Raw genomic sequence first — 16,068 nt, 5'->3', positions numbered from 1 at the left:
TAAAAATTGAAAATTTTGGTTCTCACCACTCCTTAATTTTAAGGTGATGGCTTGAAAGAGAAGAGTCTCTCCCCAGACTTTTTAATCCCCCCACACAGCTCAAAAGGTTCCTCTGACCTTTTGAGGTCGGAAATAAGATGAACGATGGTCATCACATTCGTTTAGGTCTGTCTGTTTCGGTCTTATGACAACAGGAAAACCAACCACTGCGTCAATCTGGTAAATCTAGAATAATGCTAGGAGTCTGGACTTTTGTCCTAGACTCCTTATGCAGGCAAAATGATGGGAATAAACTCATATTTTAATCATTCGACTGATTATGAATCCGTTACTCAATCATAACTTTGATAATATTCTCATATTAATGACTCAAGAAAACCGAAAATCTCCTAGTGTGGTGAAAATCTCTGACAGCCTAGTATGTATCGAGACTTTTGCGACTGTTTATCTTTGGGAAAGATACCCTTTATCTATTGAATTGAGTTTTAAAGTCATAAATTGAAAAATATCAGAAATAGTGCTAGCCCAATTAACTGTGAGACTAAGGAGTTCTCGTTGCTTGGAATTAAATGGTTTACTTTTACGCGAAAAGAATTTAGCTACTTTTTAGAAGGGAGAGGATTATTTTGGTGACTATAAAGGATGTGGCAGAACGAGCAGGTGTCAGTCCCTCGACTGTCAGTCGAACCCTAAAGAATAGCTCTGCCATTTCGCAGAAAACAAAAGATAAGGTCAGAAAGACTATGAAGGAACTGGGGTATGTCCCAAACATTGCTGCTAAAATGTTGGCCAGTACTGATAGCCATGCTATTGGTGTTGTTTTCCCACCAATGATCAAGCAGGATCGGCATAGCCAACCCTTCAATATGGAGATTTTGACTGTTATCAATCATGAAGCTAAAAAGCACCACTATACCATTTCTGTTGTTGTAGGTTCATCAATAACTGAGTTGGAAGAGCAAATCAAGCGGATGTATGCTGAAAAGCGAGTGGATGGTTTTGTCGTCCTCTATTCTATGGCTGATGACCCAGTACAAAAATTTCTTAGGAATAATCAAATTCCCTTTGTCATTCTGGGAACACCAGTTGACTATGAGAATGAAACAACCTATGTTGATAATGACAATAAGCTCATGGCTCGTACAGCTGTCGATTATCTGGCTGAGCTTGGTCACCGTAATATTCTCTTTGTGACCGATGATCAGACCAGTGAAGTTTTTCTTGAGCGTTATATTGGCTATGAGATCGGCATGAGTCGAAAAGATTTGATTAGCCACTCTTCTGTGCTATTTGATCAATCGGATCTGCCGAATCTTCAAAAGTTTTATGACTATGTTCAGGCTAAGCATATCACGGCTCTAGTGGTTATTGATGATATGACCGCTCTCAAGGTTATGGAATTCTTCAATTGTCATGGTTTACAGGTACCGGATGATTTGTCTCTAGTTTCTTTTAACAATTCTCCTTATGCCCACATTATCCATCCTTATTTGACGTCTTTTGATATTGATATTTCAAGTTTGGGAAGGGTTACCTTTGAACGAATTTTGGCTCTGGTTCAAAAAAAGGCAAAAAATCAGGCTAAGGTTTTGGTTCCCTTTAGCTTGAAGAAGCGGGAAAGTGTGCGTGATGTCAGAGAATCAAGAGATGAAAATTCTTGAGCTAACTAGGAACGCTTATTTGGGAGCTTATGCTATAATAACTCTAACTGTAAGGGGGAGAGGTTATGGCCAAGCGTAAGAAAATTTTCTATGTCCAAGTGGAATTTTTAAATGGTAAGCGCTGGCACTATCAGCTGCCCCGCGACCTGCAAAAGCCTATGCGGATGCATTTCCATGAGCATCCTGATGATTGGAAAAACCTGCTTTTCGGGGCTTTGATAAATGTCCCGACGGACGTTTACAAAGAGTCCAATAATTACCAACCCCTCATACACTTGGCTCGGGTTCGTAAGCTTTACTATCGTTACGAGGAGCAGTACTGGCGAACTAGAGGCCAATTTTTAACCAGAGAGAATTGGCAGACAGCCGGTTTGAAACATTTTAGGGAGAGCGTTCGCTTTCTGCGACATGATTTCAGATGGCGAAACAAGCTGATTATCACTTTAGATTATTGCCGTTGGCGCTATCGCTACCGAAATTTTTTGAAAAAAGCAGGAAATATCTGATTTCTTTAGTCTGATTTAAGCAAAACCAGCTATACTATAACCATCCTAAATAAACTTTTCTTTTTCATAATCTCCGAGGAAGTGCCTAGCCGTTTGGTTAGGTTCTTTCTATTTGTATTTCTTTAAAAATAGGGTGCCTTTCCTAGGGACTACATCACCTGCGTTCAGATTTCTAATTTTTTGCGAAGACTAAATTCTCAGGCTAATTTTCAGATTTTACAGCTGCATAGAACTTAAGCATTTTCTGCGAAGTACTTAACGGCTTAGTATCTTTTTCATATTTGTGTTATAATTTTAGGGCGAAATTGAAAGGGAGAAAAGCATGAATCCTTTACTGAATGGAATGAATGACAAACAAGCAGAAGCGGTCAAAACAACGCAAGGACCGCTTTTGATTATGGCTGGAGCAGGCTCTGGTAAGACCAGAGTTTTGACTCACCGAATTGCTTATTTAATTGACGAAAAGATGGTTAATCCGTGGAATATTCTGGCTATCACTTTTACCAATAAGGCAGCTAGAGAAATGCGGGAGCGGGCCATGCTGCTCAATCCAGCTACCGAAGAGACCTTGATTGCGACCTTCCACTCCATGTGCGTACGGATTTTACGGCGGGACGCTGATCATATTGGCTATGACCGTAATTTCACCATCGTTGACCCTGGCGAACAGCGTACCCTTATGAAGCGAATCATCAAAAGTCTCAATCTAGATTCGAAAAAATGGAATGAGCGAGCTATTTTGGGAACGATTTCTAATGCTAAGAATGACTTGATTGATGAAATTGCTTATGAGAGTCAAGCTGGTGATATGTACACGCAGATTGTTGCCAAGTGCTACAAAGCTTATCAGGAAGAATTGCGCCGCAGCGAAGCCATGGACTTTGATGATTTGATCATGCTGACGCTTCGCCTCTTCGACAGTCACCCCAATGTTTTGGCTTATTATCAGCAGCGCTATCAGTATATCCATGTCGATGAGTATCAAGATACCAATCATGCCCAGTATCAGCTGGTTAAGCTCTTGGCATCTCGCTTTAAAAATATCTGCGTAGTCGGGGATGCTGACCAATCCATCTACGGCTGGCGCGGTGCTGATATGCAGAATATCCTAGATTTTGAAAAGGATTATCCTGAGGCCGCAGTTGTTCTCTTGGAAGAAAATTATCGCTCCACCAAGAAAATCCTTCAAGCCGCCAATGATGTGATCAATCATAATCGTAATCGGCGTCCTAAAAAACTTTGGACACAGAATGCGGACGGTGAAGAAATCACGTATTACCGTGCCAATGATGAAAGGGATGAGGCCGTTTTTGTCGCTTCAACGATTGACCGAGAAGTGCGCGACAATGGACGTGATTTCAAGGACTTCGCTGTCCTCTACCGTACCAATGCTCAGTCACGGACTATTGAAGAAGCCCTGCTCAAATCCAACATTCCCTACACTATGGTTGGCGGTACCAAGTTCTACAGCCGCAAGGAAATCCGTGATGTCATTTCTTATCTCAATGTTATTGCCAATACCCATGACAATATCAGCTATGAGCGAATTGTTAACGAGCCCAAGCGAGGTGTGGGACCTGGCACATTGGAGAAAATACGGACCTTTGCTCTTGGGCAGAATCTCAGTCTACTGGAAGCCTCTGAGCAAATCATGCTCTCGCCTATAAAGGGGAAGGCAGCACAGGCCGTTTGGGATTTAGCTAACACGCTATTGACGCTGCGATCAGACTTAGATAAATACAGCCTTACCGAGTTAGTAGAAGAAGTACTAGACAATACTGGTTATTTGGAAGCCTTGCAGCTGCAAAACACCTTAGAAAGTCAGGCTCGGATTGAAAATATTGAAGAATTCTTGACCGTTACTAAAAACTTTGATGACAATAAGGAAGATGCTCCTGAAGATGAAACTGGTCTGGATAGGCTCAGCCGTTTCCTTAACGACTTGGCTCTGATTGCAGATACTGATGATGGTGATGCCGAATCAGCTGAGGTGACCCTCATGACCCTGCATGCGGCCAAGGGATTAGAGTTTCCTGTCGTCTTTCTCATCGGTATGGAAGAAAATGTTTTTCCTTTGAGTCGGGCAGCCGAAGATCAAGATGAGTTAGAAGAGGAACGCCGTCTGGCCTATGTTGGGATTACCCGAGCGGAAGAAGTCCTCTACCTAACCAATGCCAATAGTCGCACCCTCTTTGGGAAATCCAGCTACAATCGGCCAACACGTTTTATCAAGGAAATTTCCGATGATCTGCTGAATTACCAGGGTCTGGCTCGGCCTGTCAATACGTCCTTTGTGGCTAGTTATAGTGACAGCAGCGAAACGAAGTTTGGTCAAGGTATGAGTTTAGCTCAGGCTCTGCAAGCCAGAAAATCCCAAGCAGCTCCTAAATCCTTTGCACCCGCCCGCCCCGCAGGGGCTCAAGCTCAGTCAGCAGGTTCTGATAAGCCGGCTGTCGATTGGCAAATCGGTGACATCGCTCACCACCGTAAGTGGGGGGATGGTACAGTACTAGAAGTCTCCGGATCCGGCAAGACACAGGAACTCAAAATCAATTTCCCAGAAGTCGGTCTCAAAAAAGTTTTGGCCAGTGTGGCGCCGATTGAAAAAGGAAGCTAAAAATAACCCTTCGCTAACCGCCTTATTTGAAAGAGCAGCCTATCGAGATAAGGCAGGCAGCATGGAGGTCTACCTGCGCCCTCATTTCCCTTCTATGAGATTCAGACTTCTCAAAGACAGGCCTTGTATCAGGATTTTCTAAACAATGAAAAGAGCCAAAACAGATTGACCAGAAACTTTTAGAGGCTTGCTGGCAGGCGAACCAGTGTGACTACCAATATTTTGTCGGAGATTACCTGAGAGCCTTTCAAAAAGTGCTGATCCTTGAGGATATTCCTAGAATAGAGCGTTTTGCAAGGAGCAAGCAGCGGTCGAATATGATTGGTTTTCTGGACAGGATTAGCGGTGAAATTGGCCTCATTGATAAATGTGTTAATGATGTGATGCCGGCCTGAGCAAATGATGATAATGACTTTTGGATGAAACGGCTGGCTTATTGACCATCAGCTGGGAAGAAAGACAGCTACCGATACAGTACTGCTTGAGCAAATTTTAGCAGCCAACCTTGGAAACGATGAGTTTTTCATAAATAAGGAAACGGTTGGGTTCTGTGAGATTGCTCAAAAATAGATTCTGACTGGGTACGATATTTTTTCAAAGAATATGGGCACCTCATGTCCTCCTTGTTTATCAAGGAAAGCAGCAAGCATTTATAATCTCAGTGAGCCAATTCTAAATGTGGATAGATTTTAGACGAATCAATCTGATATTTTTACCATAAACGCATGAGATATAGCTTTCGGCTATATCTTTTTTATTTAGATAACTATTAGTCAAGAAAAAGTTTTAGGTGTAAAATAAGCCTAATGATATCTATGGAGGAATGATTATGACAACAGACTATTCATTTGAAACCCTACAGCTGCACGCCGGTCAAACAGTCGATCCAACGACTAAATCACGTGCCCTGCCGATTTACCAAACCACATCCTATGTTTTTAATGATTCGCAGGATGCTGAGGATTCTTTTGCTCTGCGGACAGAAGGAAATATCTATACGCGGATTACCAATCCAACGACTGCCGTTTTTGAAGAGCGGATGGCAGCGTTAGAAGGCGGTGTCGGTGCTTTGGCGACGGCTTCTGGCATGGCAGCCATTACTTATACGGCTCTTGCTTTAGCGCATGCTGGGGACCACATTGTATCAGCAACGACAGTATACGGCGGTACCTTTAACTTACTCAAAGAAACCCTGCCGCGCTATGGAATTACAACCAGTTTTGTGGACGTGGCTGATTTTGCCGCTATCGAAGCCGCTGTTAAGGACAACACCAAGTTTATTTTAGCTGAGACGCTGGGAAATCCCTTGGGGAATGTTGCTGATCTTGAAAAACTCGCAGAGATTGCCCATCGTCATAGTATTCCTTTGGTTGTTGACAATACCTTTGCCACCCCTTATCTCATCAATGTTTTCTCATACGGTGTTGATATTGCCGTGCATTCGGCCACTAAATTTATCGGCGGTCACGGTACTTCTATCGGTGGTGTAATTGTGGACTCGGGCCAATTTGACTGGGAAAAATCCGGGAAATTCCCGCAGTTTGTCGATGAAGATCCGTCTTATCACAATCTCAGCTATACCCGTGATATCGGGGCAGCAGCCTTTATTACAGCGGTTCGCACACAATTGCTGCGCGATACCGGTGCCTGCCTCTCGCCCTTCAATGCCTTTCTTCTGACACAAGGACTGGAGACTTTGTCTCTGCGGGTTGAACGCCATGTTGAAAATGCCAAGAAAATCGCAGAATATCTGGAAAATCATCCTAAAGTGACTAAGGTCAACTACGCCAGTCTGCCATCAAGTCCTTACTACGAATTGGCACAAAAATATCTGCCTAAGGGTGCCAGCTCCATCTTTACCTTCAATGTCGCAGGAGGAGCAGAAGCTGCTCGTAAGGTGATTGACAGCTTAGCCATTTTTTCAGATCTTGCCAATGTCGCTGATGCTAAGTCTCTTGTGGTGCATCCGGCCACCACAACTCACGGTCAGATGAGTCCGGAGGATCTCCTTGCCTGCGGTATTGAACCTAACCAAATCCGTATTTCTATCGGTTTGGAAAATGTCAATGATTTGATTAGTGATTTGGATCAAGCTTTAAAACAGATATAATTTGGGAGGTTTTTTATGGTAAGTCTGAAAGAAGCCTTTGCCATCTTTAAACAGGCAAAATTAGTTGATTTAACCCATCAAATTTCAGAGACCAGTCCCCATTTTCCTGCCTTACCAGCTCTTGAAAAAAAGGACATTTTTACCCTTGAAGATGGTTTTCATGTCCAACAATTCAAAGTGGTCGGTCAATACGGCACACATATTGATGCCCCTGTTCATTTTGTGGAAGGCGGTAAATGGCTGGATGAACTCCCCCTAGAAGACCTTTTCTTGCCTCTTTATGTTTTGGACTTATCCAAAGAGGTTGCTGAAAATCCCAATTATGAAGTGCGGGTAGAGGATATTTTAGATTTTGAAAAGAAACATGGCAGGATAGAAGCAGCTGCCTTTGTCGCTTTTCGGAGTGACTGGTCTAAAAGATGGCCCAACCAAGACGCTATCAGGAATCTCAACACTCAAGGTGTGCAAGAAACGCCGGGCTGGAGTCGGGAAGCTCTGGAGTTCCTCATCAAAGAGAGAAAGGTTAAGGCTCTCGGACATGAAACCTTAGATACCGATAGTGGTCAGACGGCTGCTAAAAATGGAGCTCTCCTTAATGAATATTATCTTCTGGAACAAGGCATTTACCAGCTGGAAGTCATGGCTAATTTGGATCAAGTTCCAGCAACTGGCAGCTTTATTGCTATTAGTTATCCCCATTGGGAAAAAGCCACCGGTTCCCCTGTTAGAGCCTTTGCCTATGTTGAACAATGAGAAATTTGGTAGTCAATTTGGCTACCAAATTTTTCGTCCTTATTTCAGGCTGAGGTCTTCTTGATGAGGACTGAGCCCTATGCTTCAAAATAATTTTTAAATCTTTTATGCCAATTTATGCTATAATGAAATGTAAAACATTTTTGGCTGAGAGCCGATAGAAAGAGCGTTATGGATTTAACAAAGTATATTGCATCAATTAAAGATTACCCTCAAAAAGGCATTACCTTCCGTGATATTTCTCCTTTAATGGCTGATGGCAATGCCTACAGCTATGCTGTTCGTGAGATTGTCCAGTACGCTACAGACAAAAAGATTGATATGATTGTTGGACCTGAAGCGCGCGGTTTCATCGTTGGTTGTCCAGTTGCCTATGAATTGGGAATCGGCTTTGCACCAGTGCGTAAGCCTGGTAAATTACCCCGCGAGGTTATCTCTGCTGACTATCAAAAAGAATATGGGATGGATACCTTGACCATGCATGCTGATTCTATTAAACCAGGTCAACGGGTCCTAATCGTGGATGACTTGCTGGCGACAGGCGGAACAGTTAAGGCCACCATTGAGATGGTAGAACGTCTTGGGGGGATTGTTGCTGGCTGTGCCTTCCTGATTGAGCTGGATGGCCTTAATGGCCGTCAGGCTATCGAGGGTTACGATACTAAAATTTTGATGAACTTCCCCGGCTGAGAGTTATAGACAGGACTTATAGCCTAACCTAACAAGGTTCTATTTGAAAAGCCTATCCCCATGTTTTATAATAGAAGTAGTCTATTATAGAATGGGGATATTTTCATGCCAATTACGCTCAATAAGAAATTGCCAGCCGTTGATATTTTAAAAAATGAGAATATCTTCGTTATGGATGATGCCCGGGCGAGAGGACAGGATATCCGGCCTATCAAGGTTTTGATTCTCAATCTCATGCCAACCAAGGAAGCGACGGAAACTCAGCTCTTACGCTATCTGTCCAATACGCCCCTGCAAGTCAAGCTGGACTTCCTTTATATGACCAGTCACCAACCTAAAAATACCAAGCCTGAACATCTGGAGACCTTCTACAAAACCTTTGCGGATATTAAGGCTGACTATTTTGATGGCCTGATTATCACAGGGGCACCGGTTGAAACCCTGCCTTTTGAGGCAGTAGACTATTGGCAGGAGCTCTGCCAAATTTTTGACTGGGCTAGGCGCCATGTCTACTCGACCTTGCACCTCTGTTGGGGAGCTCAAGCCGGCCTTTATTATAGGTATGGGGTTGATAAGGCTTTGATGGATCATAAGCTATCTGGTATCTACTCTCAGGATGTGGTTGAGCATTTTTCTCCCCTTATGCGGGGTTTTGATGATAGTTTCCTATCTCCCCATTCTAGGCATACCCAAGTGACGGAAGCAGATGTACGTGCCAAGACCAATCTGCAAATTCTAGCCAAAGGGGAGGAAGTTGGCCTGTCCATTTTAGCCAGCCGCGATTTGCGGGAGGTTTATAGCTTTGGGCATCTGGAGTATGACCGCGATACTCTTAAGCGAGAGTATCAGAGAGATATGAGGGCCCATAAGGGGCCTAGTCTGCCGGTCAATTATTTTCCCCAAGGCCAACCAAGCCAGCAACCGCCCCTCCGCTGGAGTTTAGCAGCTTCAACCTTCTTCACCAACTGGCTCAATTATGCTGTCTACCAAGAAACGCCTTACCGCTTGGAGGATTTGGAAAAAACAGGCAGCCTCTACGGTTATTTATAAAGAGGAACTATGACATTTTTAGAGAATTATCAAAACGGCAATCTGGTTCTGCCCAGCAGCCTACTCTTTCATTTTAAAGACATTTTTTCAAGCGCCGATGATTATTTGGTCTGGCAGTTCTTCTATCTGCAAAATACGACCAAGGTGGACGAAATGCCTTCCAGCCGAGTCGCAGATGCCTTGGGCAAAACGGTGGCAGAAATTAATCAAGCTATCTCCAATCTGACCAATCAAGAACTCTTGGTCATGAAGACTATTGAATTGGATGGTGAGACTGATATTATCTTTGATGCCAGTCCAGTTCTCAAGCGCTTGGATGACTTGCTTGGCAGTTCAGCTCAAGGCAGTCCAGCCCAACTAGATCCTCTTGATAATGCCAATGACTTGCAGGCCCTTATCAATGATTTTGAAAAGTCAGGCTGGATGCTGACGCCCTTTGAATTGGAGGACCTGCAAAAATATATCCGAGAAGACGGTCTCAGTCCGGACTTAATCCGTGAGGCCCTCAAAGAGAGCATTTTCAATAGCAAACGCAATTGGAAATACCTGACAGCTATTCTGCGACGCTGGACCCGTGATGGAATTACGACGGTTCGGCAAATTGAGGAGCGCCGTCAAGAGCGGGATCAAGCAAATCCTACTAAGGTTCAGGTATCGGATGATTTCCTCAATGCCATGAATCTTTGGAATGAGCAGGATTGACGGAATAAGGCGATAATGATCGTTAAAGAGGCTGAGACACAAATGGTCTTGGCCTTTTGCCGTTCTAACCGAAGATAAGGAGGCAAGAAGGCGTTTTTCTGCTATAATAATGATTATGGAAACAAATATTTCACAGCGTCTGCTGGATGTGGCAGATTTTATTCCCGGAGGGGCTAAATTGTTGGATGTGGGTAGCGATCACGCCTATCTCCCTATCTATCTTTTACAGGAAGGGCTGATCAACTCGGCCATTGCCGGCGAGGTTGCACAGGGGCCTTGCAGGTCTGCTCTGGCTAATGTAGCGGCAGCTGGCTTAAACCAGCAAATAGAGGTCCGTCTAGCTGACGGCCTAGATGCCTTTGATCCTGCTGATGGCGTGACGACTATTGCTATCTGTGGCATGGGGGGGCGACTGATTGCGGATATTTTGACAGCTGGTCAGGAAAAGTTAACAGATTTAGATCGTCTGGTTCTCCAGCCTAATAATCGCGAGGATGATGTCCGAGCCTGGCTGTCGGACCATGATTTTCACATTATTGCCGAAAAGGTCATGACAGAAAAGGAAAAATTCTACGAAATCATTGTGGCCCAGCCCGGACAGGAAGGGCTCAGTCCATTCGAGCAGCGCTTTGGTCCGCGGCACCTAGAAGAAAGATCAGCAGGCTTTCTAGCCAAATGGCGCAGAGAATTGGGAAAATTAGAGTTGGCCCTGAACAGGATTCCAGAAGCAAATCAAGGAGATCGACAGGCCATCAAACAAAGAATAGAAGCTATCAAGGAGGCGATTAAGTGAAGGCTACAGAATTTATTGACAAATATGAAAGCTACTGTCCGCAAGAACTTTCAATGGAGGGGGATATATCAGGTCTCCAAGTAGGAAACCTAGATAAGGATATTAAGCGGGTCATGGTGACCTTGGATGTCCGAGAAAATACAGTGGCAGAAGCTATCGAAAAAGAGATTGACTTGATTATTACCAAGCACGCTCCCATTTTTCGCCCTCTCAAGGATCTGACTAGCAGTCCACGCAATGACATCCTTTTAGACCTAGTCAAGCACGATATTGCTGTCTACGTCAGCCATACCAATATTGATATCGTTCCTGATGGTCTCAATGACTGGTTTTGTGACCTCTTGGATATCCAAGAAAGAGAGTACTTGACCCCTACAGCTGATGGTTATGGTATTGGCCGTGTAGGAAATATTCACCCACAAAGCTTAGAAGACTTAGCCCTAAAAGTTAAAGCTGCCTTTGATTTGGACAGTGTCCGATTGGTTTGTTATAATGGTGCTAATCCAACCGTCAGTCGGATCGCCATCTGCGGTGGCAGCGGTCAGAATTTTTACCAGGATGCCCTAGCTAAAGGGGCTCAGGTATTTATAACGGGCGACATTTATTACCACACCGCCCAAGATATGCTGACGGATGGCCTTCTGGCTATAGATCCTGGTCACCACATTGAAGTACTCTTTATTGAAAAATTACTGGTGAAGCTGACAGCTTGGAAAGAAGCGGCAGGCTGGGATCTAGATATTCTACCAAGTCAGTCTTCCACCAATCCTTTTAGTCATCTTTAGGAGGTAGGTATGGACTGGATTTTATCACAAAATGTCGTTTTATTAGCCCTCCTAGCAGGCCTCTTTACTTGGGGCTGTACTATTGTTGGAGCAGCTATCGTTTTCTTTTTTAAAGCCATCAGTCGACGGCTTTTAGACACCATGATGGGCTTTGCGGCGGGCGTTATGATTGCCGCTTCGTTCTGGTCCCTCTTAGAGCCTTCCATTAGCTATTCCAAAGCTGACTATGGTGGTTGGTCTTGGGTCCCAGCAGCAGTTGGCTTTTTGGTGGGGGGACTGGCCCTTCGCTTGATTGATGCCCTAGTTCCCCACCTGCACTTGGATAAGGCCGATGTCAGTCAAGCCGAAGGCCTTCAGCCTCCAAAGAAATTGTCCAAGACAGCCCTGCTTTTCTTGGCTATTACCATCCATAACTTTCCAGAAGGGTTGGCTGTCGGTGTCACTTTTGGGGCATTAGCTGGTGGTCATCCTAGCCAAGCGGCTCTCTTAGGTGCTATTGGATTGGCTATTGGGATTGGCCTTCAGAATGTTCCTGAAGGAGCAGCTCTATCTATTCCAATTCGGGCCGATGGTAAGTCACGCCTGCGAGCTTTCTATCTAGGGTCTATGTCAGCAATCGTTGAGCCCATCGGAGCAGTTTTAGGAGCGGGTCTAGTCATGCTGATGATGCCCATCCTCCCTTATGCTCTTTCCTTTGCAGCTGGTGCCATGATCTTCGTTGTGGTTGAAGAATTGATCCCAGAATCTCAGACTAATGGTAATACTGATATTGCGACTTTAGGTTTGATGCTTGGTTTTGTGATAATGATGGTCATGGATGTGGCCTTAGGATAGGAGAACTATGAAAGTTGCAGTAGTCGGGGCAGGTATCGTTGGAGCAACGGCTGCCTATTATCTCTCAAAAGAAAGAGACTGTCAGCTGACGGTCTTTGATCATGGACAAGGTCAGGCAACCAAAGCAGCAGCTGGTATTATCAGTCCCTGGTTTTCCAAGCGGCGCAATAAAGCTTGGTATAAAATGGCTCGTCTGGGAGCTGATTGCTATAAGGACCTGATAACTGACTTGCAGAATGATGGTTGGGATACTAGCTTCTATAAGCAGACAGGTGTCTACTTGCTCAAGCATGATGAGACTAAGTTGGCAGAGCTAAAAGCGTTGGCCAGCAGTCGGCGAGAGGAATCCCCTCTGATTGGTCAACTTGAAATTATAAATCAGAAAGAAGTGAATAAGAGGTTTCCAAATTTGCAAGGCTTTGACCAGCTGCTCTACGCCTCTGGCGGCGCTCGAGTTGAAGGAGCCAGTCTAACTGAGACTCTTTTGGCAGCCAGTAGCTGTCAGGTCATTCAGGGAAAGGTCAGTTTGAAAGTCTTGGCAGACGGAACCTATCAGCTCGCTGGCCAGTCCTTTGATCAGGTTCTGTTAGCAACAGGGGCCTGGTTGCCAGAAATTCTTGAACCGCTCGGTTATGAAGTGGCTGTCCGTCCTCAGAAAGGTCAGTTGCGAGACTATTTCTTTGATGATTTACTAACTGATAACTGGCCTGTTGTCATGCCAGAAGGAGAACTGGATATTATTCCTTTTAAGGCAGGACAAGTGTCGGTAGGCGCTAGTCACGAAAATGAGCAGGGCTATGATTTGACACCAGATGCTCAGATTTTACAGGAGTTAGAAAGTCAGGCTGAGACCTATCTGCCTATTCTTTCTCGTGCTACACGGCATCAAGAACGGGTGGGAACCCGAGCCTATACCAGTGACTTTGCTCCTTTTTATGGGCAAGTTCCTGAACTGACGGGGGTCTTTGCAGCCTCAGGCTTAGGATCATCAGGCTTAACCACAGGCCCTCTGATTGCCAAAGAGTTAGTCAATCTCTTGGTAGGGAAGTCTGGTCAGCTGGATAAGAAAGACTATCCCATCGAACGCTATATAAATAAGAAAAGTTGAGTGTGAACGTCAACTTTTTTGTTTTCCAAAAGTATTGCCCTTTAATCTCAGTAAAATATCTCACCAGACAGAGTAATAAGCGGTTACGTTTGGGAAAAGATATGAGAGCTGAGTTTCAAAACCCCCGTTTGACAACTGGTTTGAACTAAAGTTATAAGACCATAAAGCCTGCTGGTTAAAGATGTTAATTTTTACTAAAGTCTCATAAATAAAAAACACAACCGAAATCTTTTGACACCTTAGTGATGGAAGAGTTAGTTGTGTTTTTTGCTGAGAGCTAACATTTTCTCAATTATTATTTACCAAAAAGGCCCTTAACCTTGTCTAGGACGCCATCAGCATCCTTGACGCCTGCCAAGAGATCCTTGGCTTGATTAAAATAGTCACCCAAATCATCTTTGTGCTGTTCTATAAAAGCTTGAGCAGCTGAGAAATCCTTCTTCTCAATCAGTTCCTTAACTTGGTTAAATAGTTCGCTTGGATTCATTGTTTCTCTCCTTTATTTTATGGTAAGACCGAGATTATTCTTTTATTAAAGCATAACCCTTTTAAATATCAAACTAGATTGCTTAAAAACGCATGGCTGGCTAATTGTTCTTGCGGATCATTGATATTCTTGACGACAATTTCATAGATGGCGCTGGCTTGTGGATTAAGTCGCTCTAAAACGCCTGACCAATCGGTAATGCCTTGTCCTAAAGGAAGACTATCATGAATCTGCCCCATAGTGTCTACTAAGTGGTAGTGATGACTGTTGACTTTTAATCTTTCCAGAGAATCTAATAAAGCTTGGTTATCTCCTTTGGCTTTAATCAAGGCATGAGAAGTATCGAAAGCTAAGCGATACCCTCTTGCTAAAATCTCTTGGTCATAGCTAGGGTCTCCAAAGAAAAAAATTGGTGAAATACCATTTTCAAAGAGAATTTGTTGCCCACCCAGCTGACTAAACTGGTCCAAGCGCTCAAATGACGCTTGTTTGGCATTTTCAAGGCTACCATAATAATCTAGTACTTGAGGATTTTTAAGTTCATAAGAACCATGGATCAAAACTTGACAATCATGGTCGAAAGCCAGCTCCAGTAAATCATTCGTTGACTTTTCTAGAAAGTAGTAGGTCTCAGGAAAGAGAACCTGCGGGATAATCATTTCTAGAAATTCTCCCTGATACTTCATGGGTTGATGCAGCACAATCCGTCTAGTCGCCTGCTCCTGAACCTGCAAGATAGCCTCTTCTAGCCGCTTGAGTCCTTCCTTAGAAAAATCCTCTTGGCTGGTGTAAAATTCAAAAACCTCCGGCTTATAGCGGAGGCGGCTGGCTAATTGCTGAGGGTCAGCAGATGCCTTGAGCCCTAAGATAGGTTTGAACATGTGGATATCTCCTGTAAATGATCTAGTTTTATAATCACATTGATATACCTTATCAGCCTTGCCCTCTTAGGAGCTAGGTCTATTAACCAGACAAACAGCTTCAGGGACATAAAAATCATGGTTGACCTCTGTCAGTTTCCCAGTTTCTGGATGGCGTTGGAAGACGGTTACATTATCCGAATCTTGATGAGCAACTAATAAATACTTTTCGTCAGCAGTCAGGCAGATGTCTCTTGGTGTTTGGCCATGACTGGGAACGATATCAATCAAGTGAATATAGCCGTCCAGAATAAATTGGTAGCAGGCGATGGAATTGTGGCCACGGTTGGATACGTAGAGAAACCAACCATCACTGGTCACTTCAATAGCAGCAGGAGCATTGAAGCCAGAGTAGTCATCTGGTAAGGTGGTGATGGATTGATAAGTCTCGAAATTCCCACACCCTTGATAAATCAAATTATGAATCGTAGAGTCGAGCTCACAGACCACAAAGGCGTGTTTAAAAATAGGGTGGAAGGCCAGATGACGGGGACCGCTGCCAGCAGGGAAGTGGTAATTATCAATAGGCTGTACCCTGCCAGACTCACTCAAGGCATAGCTGGTCAACTCATCAGTTCCCAAATCACAGGTCAATAAGTAGCGATCGGGGCTGATACCAGCGAAATGAATCCTAGCATGATCTTGATGAGCATGAGGACCAGTACCCTGATGGACAATCCGATTGACCAGTTTCAAACGACCATCATATTGACGCTTATAAATAAGAGCCTGGCCTGTATGGTAATTAGCTGAGAAAATTAAATCTCGCTTGTCATCTGAACCTAGGTGACAAGGAGCTGCCCCATCCTCAAGTACCTGATTAAGAGGTTGAAAATCAGGTGAGTAACTCGCAACCCCTCCTTGATCCTTATCACTAGCGATACTATAGAGACAGTCATCAGCACTGAAAGCCAGATAAGTTGGATTTTGCTGGCTGGCAACTAAGTGGAGATTGGCCAGTTGCCCAGTCTCATTGTCAAAATCAGCCTTATAAATTCCCTGAGATTGTCGCTTAGTATAGGTACCAAAATAGATTTCTTCCATATTATCCT

At 44.1% G+C, this 16,068-nt stretch carries 15 protein-coding genes; 12 read left to right on the top strand and 3 right to left on the bottom strand.

Going from position 1 to position 16,068, the window contains the following annotated elements; genetic code table 11:
• The first annotated feature begins 626 nt into the window (after window positions 1–626).
• The 12 genes from ACFSN5_RS06360 to ACFSN5_RS06305 all read left to right on the top strand — a co-directional run bounded on the left by ACFSN5_RS06360 (window position 627) and on the right by ACFSN5_RS06305 (window position 13,609).
• Complete coding sequence (locus ACFSN5_RS06360) at window positions 627–1,661, top strand: LacI family DNA-binding transcriptional regulator (protein ID WP_165210492.1); 1,035 nt, start codon at window positions 627–629, stop codon at window positions 1,659–1,661.
• Window positions 1,662–1,726: 65 nt separating this feature from the next.
• On the top strand, window positions 1,727–2,167 hold the full coding sequence (locus ACFSN5_RS06355) for a DUF7679 family protein (RefSeq protein ID WP_004229725.1): 441 nt from the start codon (window positions 1,727–1,729) through the stop codon (window positions 2,165–2,167).
• Between the two features lie 322 nt (window positions 2,168–2,489).
• The gene (pcrA, locus tag ACFSN5_RS06350) at window positions 2,490–4,784 is read left to right on the top strand and encodes a DNA helicase PcrA (protein ID WP_165210495.1); all 2,295 of its coding nucleotides are present in this window, start codon (window positions 2,490–2,492) and stop codon (window positions 4,782–4,784) included.
• 829 nt (window positions 4,785–5,613) lie between these two features.
• Entirely contained in the window at window positions 5,614–6,894 is a 1,281-nt protein-coding gene (locus ACFSN5_RS06345; RefSeq protein ID WP_004225586.1) for an O-acetylhomoserine aminocarboxypropyltransferase/cysteine synthase family protein, read from the top strand.
• Window positions 6,895–6,909: 15 nt separating this feature from the next.
• A complete protein-coding gene (locus ACFSN5_RS06340) occupies window positions 6,910–7,647 on the top strand; it encodes a cyclase family protein (RefSeq protein WP_004229079.1) in 738 nt (245 codons plus the stop codon).
• 171 nt (window positions 7,648–7,818) lie between these two features.
• Window positions 7,819–8,337, top strand: a complete 519-nt coding sequence (locus ACFSN5_RS06335; protein ID WP_004227881.1) for an adenine phosphoribosyltransferase — start codon at window positions 7,819–7,821, stop codon at window positions 8,335–8,337.
• Between the two features lie 105 nt (window positions 8,338–8,442).
• Window positions 8,443–9,387 (top strand): homoserine O-acetyltransferase MetA, encoded by a 945-nt coding sequence (metA, locus tag ACFSN5_RS06330; RefSeq protein WP_004227062.1) that lies wholly within the window; start codon window positions 8,443–8,445, stop codon window positions 9,385–9,387.
• Between the two features lie 9 nt (window positions 9,388–9,396).
• On the top strand, window positions 9,397–10,089 hold the full coding sequence (locus ACFSN5_RS06325) for a DnaD domain-containing protein (RefSeq protein WP_165210501.1): 693 nt from the start codon (window positions 9,397–9,399) through the stop codon (window positions 10,087–10,089).
• Window positions 10,090–10,204: 115 nt separating this feature from the next.
• Entirely contained in the window at window positions 10,205–10,882 is a 678-nt protein-coding gene (locus ACFSN5_RS06320; RefSeq protein ID WP_165329089.1) for a tRNA (adenine(22)-N(1))-methyltransferase, read from the top strand.
• Window positions 10,879–11,667, top strand: coding sequence for a Nif3-like dinuclear metal center hexameric protein (locus tag ACFSN5_RS06315; RefSeq protein WP_165329088.1), 789 nt, complete (start codon window positions 10,879–10,881; stop codon window positions 11,665–11,667). The genes ACFSN5_RS06320 and ACFSN5_RS06315 overlap by 4 nt, the downstream gene beginning before the upstream one ends.
• 9 nt (window positions 11,668–11,676) lie before the next feature.
• The gene (locus ACFSN5_RS06310; RefSeq protein ID WP_165210510.1) at window positions 11,677–12,501 is read left to right on the top strand and encodes a ZIP family metal transporter; all 825 of its coding nucleotides are present in this window, start codon (window positions 11,677–11,679) and stop codon (window positions 12,499–12,501) included.
• Between the two features lie 7 nt (window positions 12,502–12,508).
• Entirely contained in the window at window positions 12,509–13,609 is a 1,101-nt protein-coding gene (locus ACFSN5_RS06305) for an NAD(P)/FAD-dependent oxidoreductase (RefSeq protein WP_165210513.1), read from the top strand.
• Window positions 13,610–13,904: 295 nt separating this feature from the next.
• Here ACFSN5_RS06305 and ACFSN5_RS06300 read toward each other — a convergent pair whose 3' ends face one another.
• From ACFSN5_RS06300 to ACFSN5_RS06290, 3 genes are all read right to left on the bottom strand, one after another.
• On the bottom strand, window positions 13,905–14,096 hold the full coding sequence (locus ACFSN5_RS06300; RefSeq protein WP_165210516.1) for a hypothetical protein: 192 nt from the start codon (window positions 14,094–14,096) through the stop codon (window positions 13,905–13,907).
• A 68-nt stretch (window positions 14,097–14,164) separates the two neighbouring features.
• On the bottom strand, window positions 14,165–14,977 hold the full coding sequence (locus ACFSN5_RS06295; protein ID WP_165329087.1) for a sugar phosphate isomerase/epimerase: 813 nt from the start codon (window positions 14,975–14,977) through the stop codon (window positions 14,165–14,167).
• A gap of 66 nt (window positions 14,978–15,043) precedes the next feature.
• Complete coding sequence (locus tag ACFSN5_RS06290) at window positions 15,044–16,060, bottom strand: lactonase family protein (protein WP_165329086.1); 1,017 nt, start codon at window positions 16,058–16,060, stop codon at window positions 15,044–15,046.
• Window positions 16,061–16,068 lie beyond the last annotated feature (8 nt).

Origin of the sequence: Streptococcus tangpeifui, from assembly GCF_044503215.1 — a bacterium.
GTDB classification, from domain to species: Bacteria; Bacillota; Bacilli; order Lactobacillales; family Streptococcaceae; genus Streptococcus; species Streptococcus tangpeifui.
The sequence above is the reverse complement of the archived record's forward strand: the minus strand, read 5'-3'. Positions and strand labels throughout refer to the sequence as shown.

What these genes read in the sequence shown, in the direction of transcription:
- ACFSN5_RS06355 (WP_004229725.1), top strand. Translation starts at nt 1,727, where the DNA reads ATGGCCAAGCGTAAGAAAATTTTCTATGTCCAAGTGGAATTTTTAAAT.
- ACFSN5_RS06325 (WP_165210501.1), top strand. Translation starts at nt 9,397, where the DNA reads ATGACATTTTTAGAGAATTATCAAAACGGCAATCTGGTTCTGCCCAGC.
- metA (WP_004227062.1), top strand. Translation starts at nt 8,443, where the DNA reads ATGCCAATTACGCTCAATAAGAAATTGCCAGCCGTTGATATTTTAAAA.
- ACFSN5_RS06295 (WP_165329087.1), bottom strand. Translation starts at nt 14,977, where the DNA reads ATGTTCAAACCTATCTTAGGGCTCAAGGCATCTGCTGACCCTCAGCAA.
- ACFSN5_RS06310 (WP_165210510.1), top strand. Translation starts at nt 11,677, where the DNA reads ATGGACTGGATTTTATCACAAAATGTCGTTTTATTAGCCCTCCTAGCA.
- ACFSN5_RS06305 (WP_165210513.1), top strand. Translation starts at nt 12,509, where the DNA reads ATGAAAGTTGCAGTAGTCGGGGCAGGTATCGTTGGAGCAACGGCTGCC.
- ACFSN5_RS06335 (WP_004227881.1), top strand. Translation starts at nt 7,819, where the DNA reads ATGGATTTAACAAAGTATATTGCATCAATTAAAGATTACCCTCAAAAA.
- ACFSN5_RS06340 (WP_004229079.1), top strand. Translation starts at nt 6,910, where the DNA reads ATGGTAAGTCTGAAAGAAGCCTTTGCCATCTTTAAACAGGCAAAATTA.
- ACFSN5_RS06300 (WP_165210516.1), bottom strand. Translation starts at nt 14,096, where the DNA reads ATGAATCCAAGCGAACTATTTAACCAAGTTAAGGAACTGATTGAGAAG.
- pcrA (WP_165210495.1), top strand. Translation starts at nt 2,490, where the DNA reads ATGAATCCTTTACTGAATGGAATGAATGACAAACAAGCAGAAGCGGTC.
- ACFSN5_RS06290 (WP_165329086.1), bottom strand. Translation starts at nt 16,060, where the DNA reads ATGGAAGAAATCTATTTTGGTACCTATACTAAGCGACAATCTCAGGGA.
- ACFSN5_RS06320 (WP_165329089.1), top strand. Translation starts at nt 10,205, where the DNA reads ATGGAAACAAATATTTCACAGCGTCTGCTGGATGTGGCAGATTTTATT.
- ACFSN5_RS06345 (WP_004225586.1), top strand. Translation starts at nt 5,614, where the DNA reads ATGACAACAGACTATTCATTTGAAACCCTACAGCTGCACGCCGGTCAA.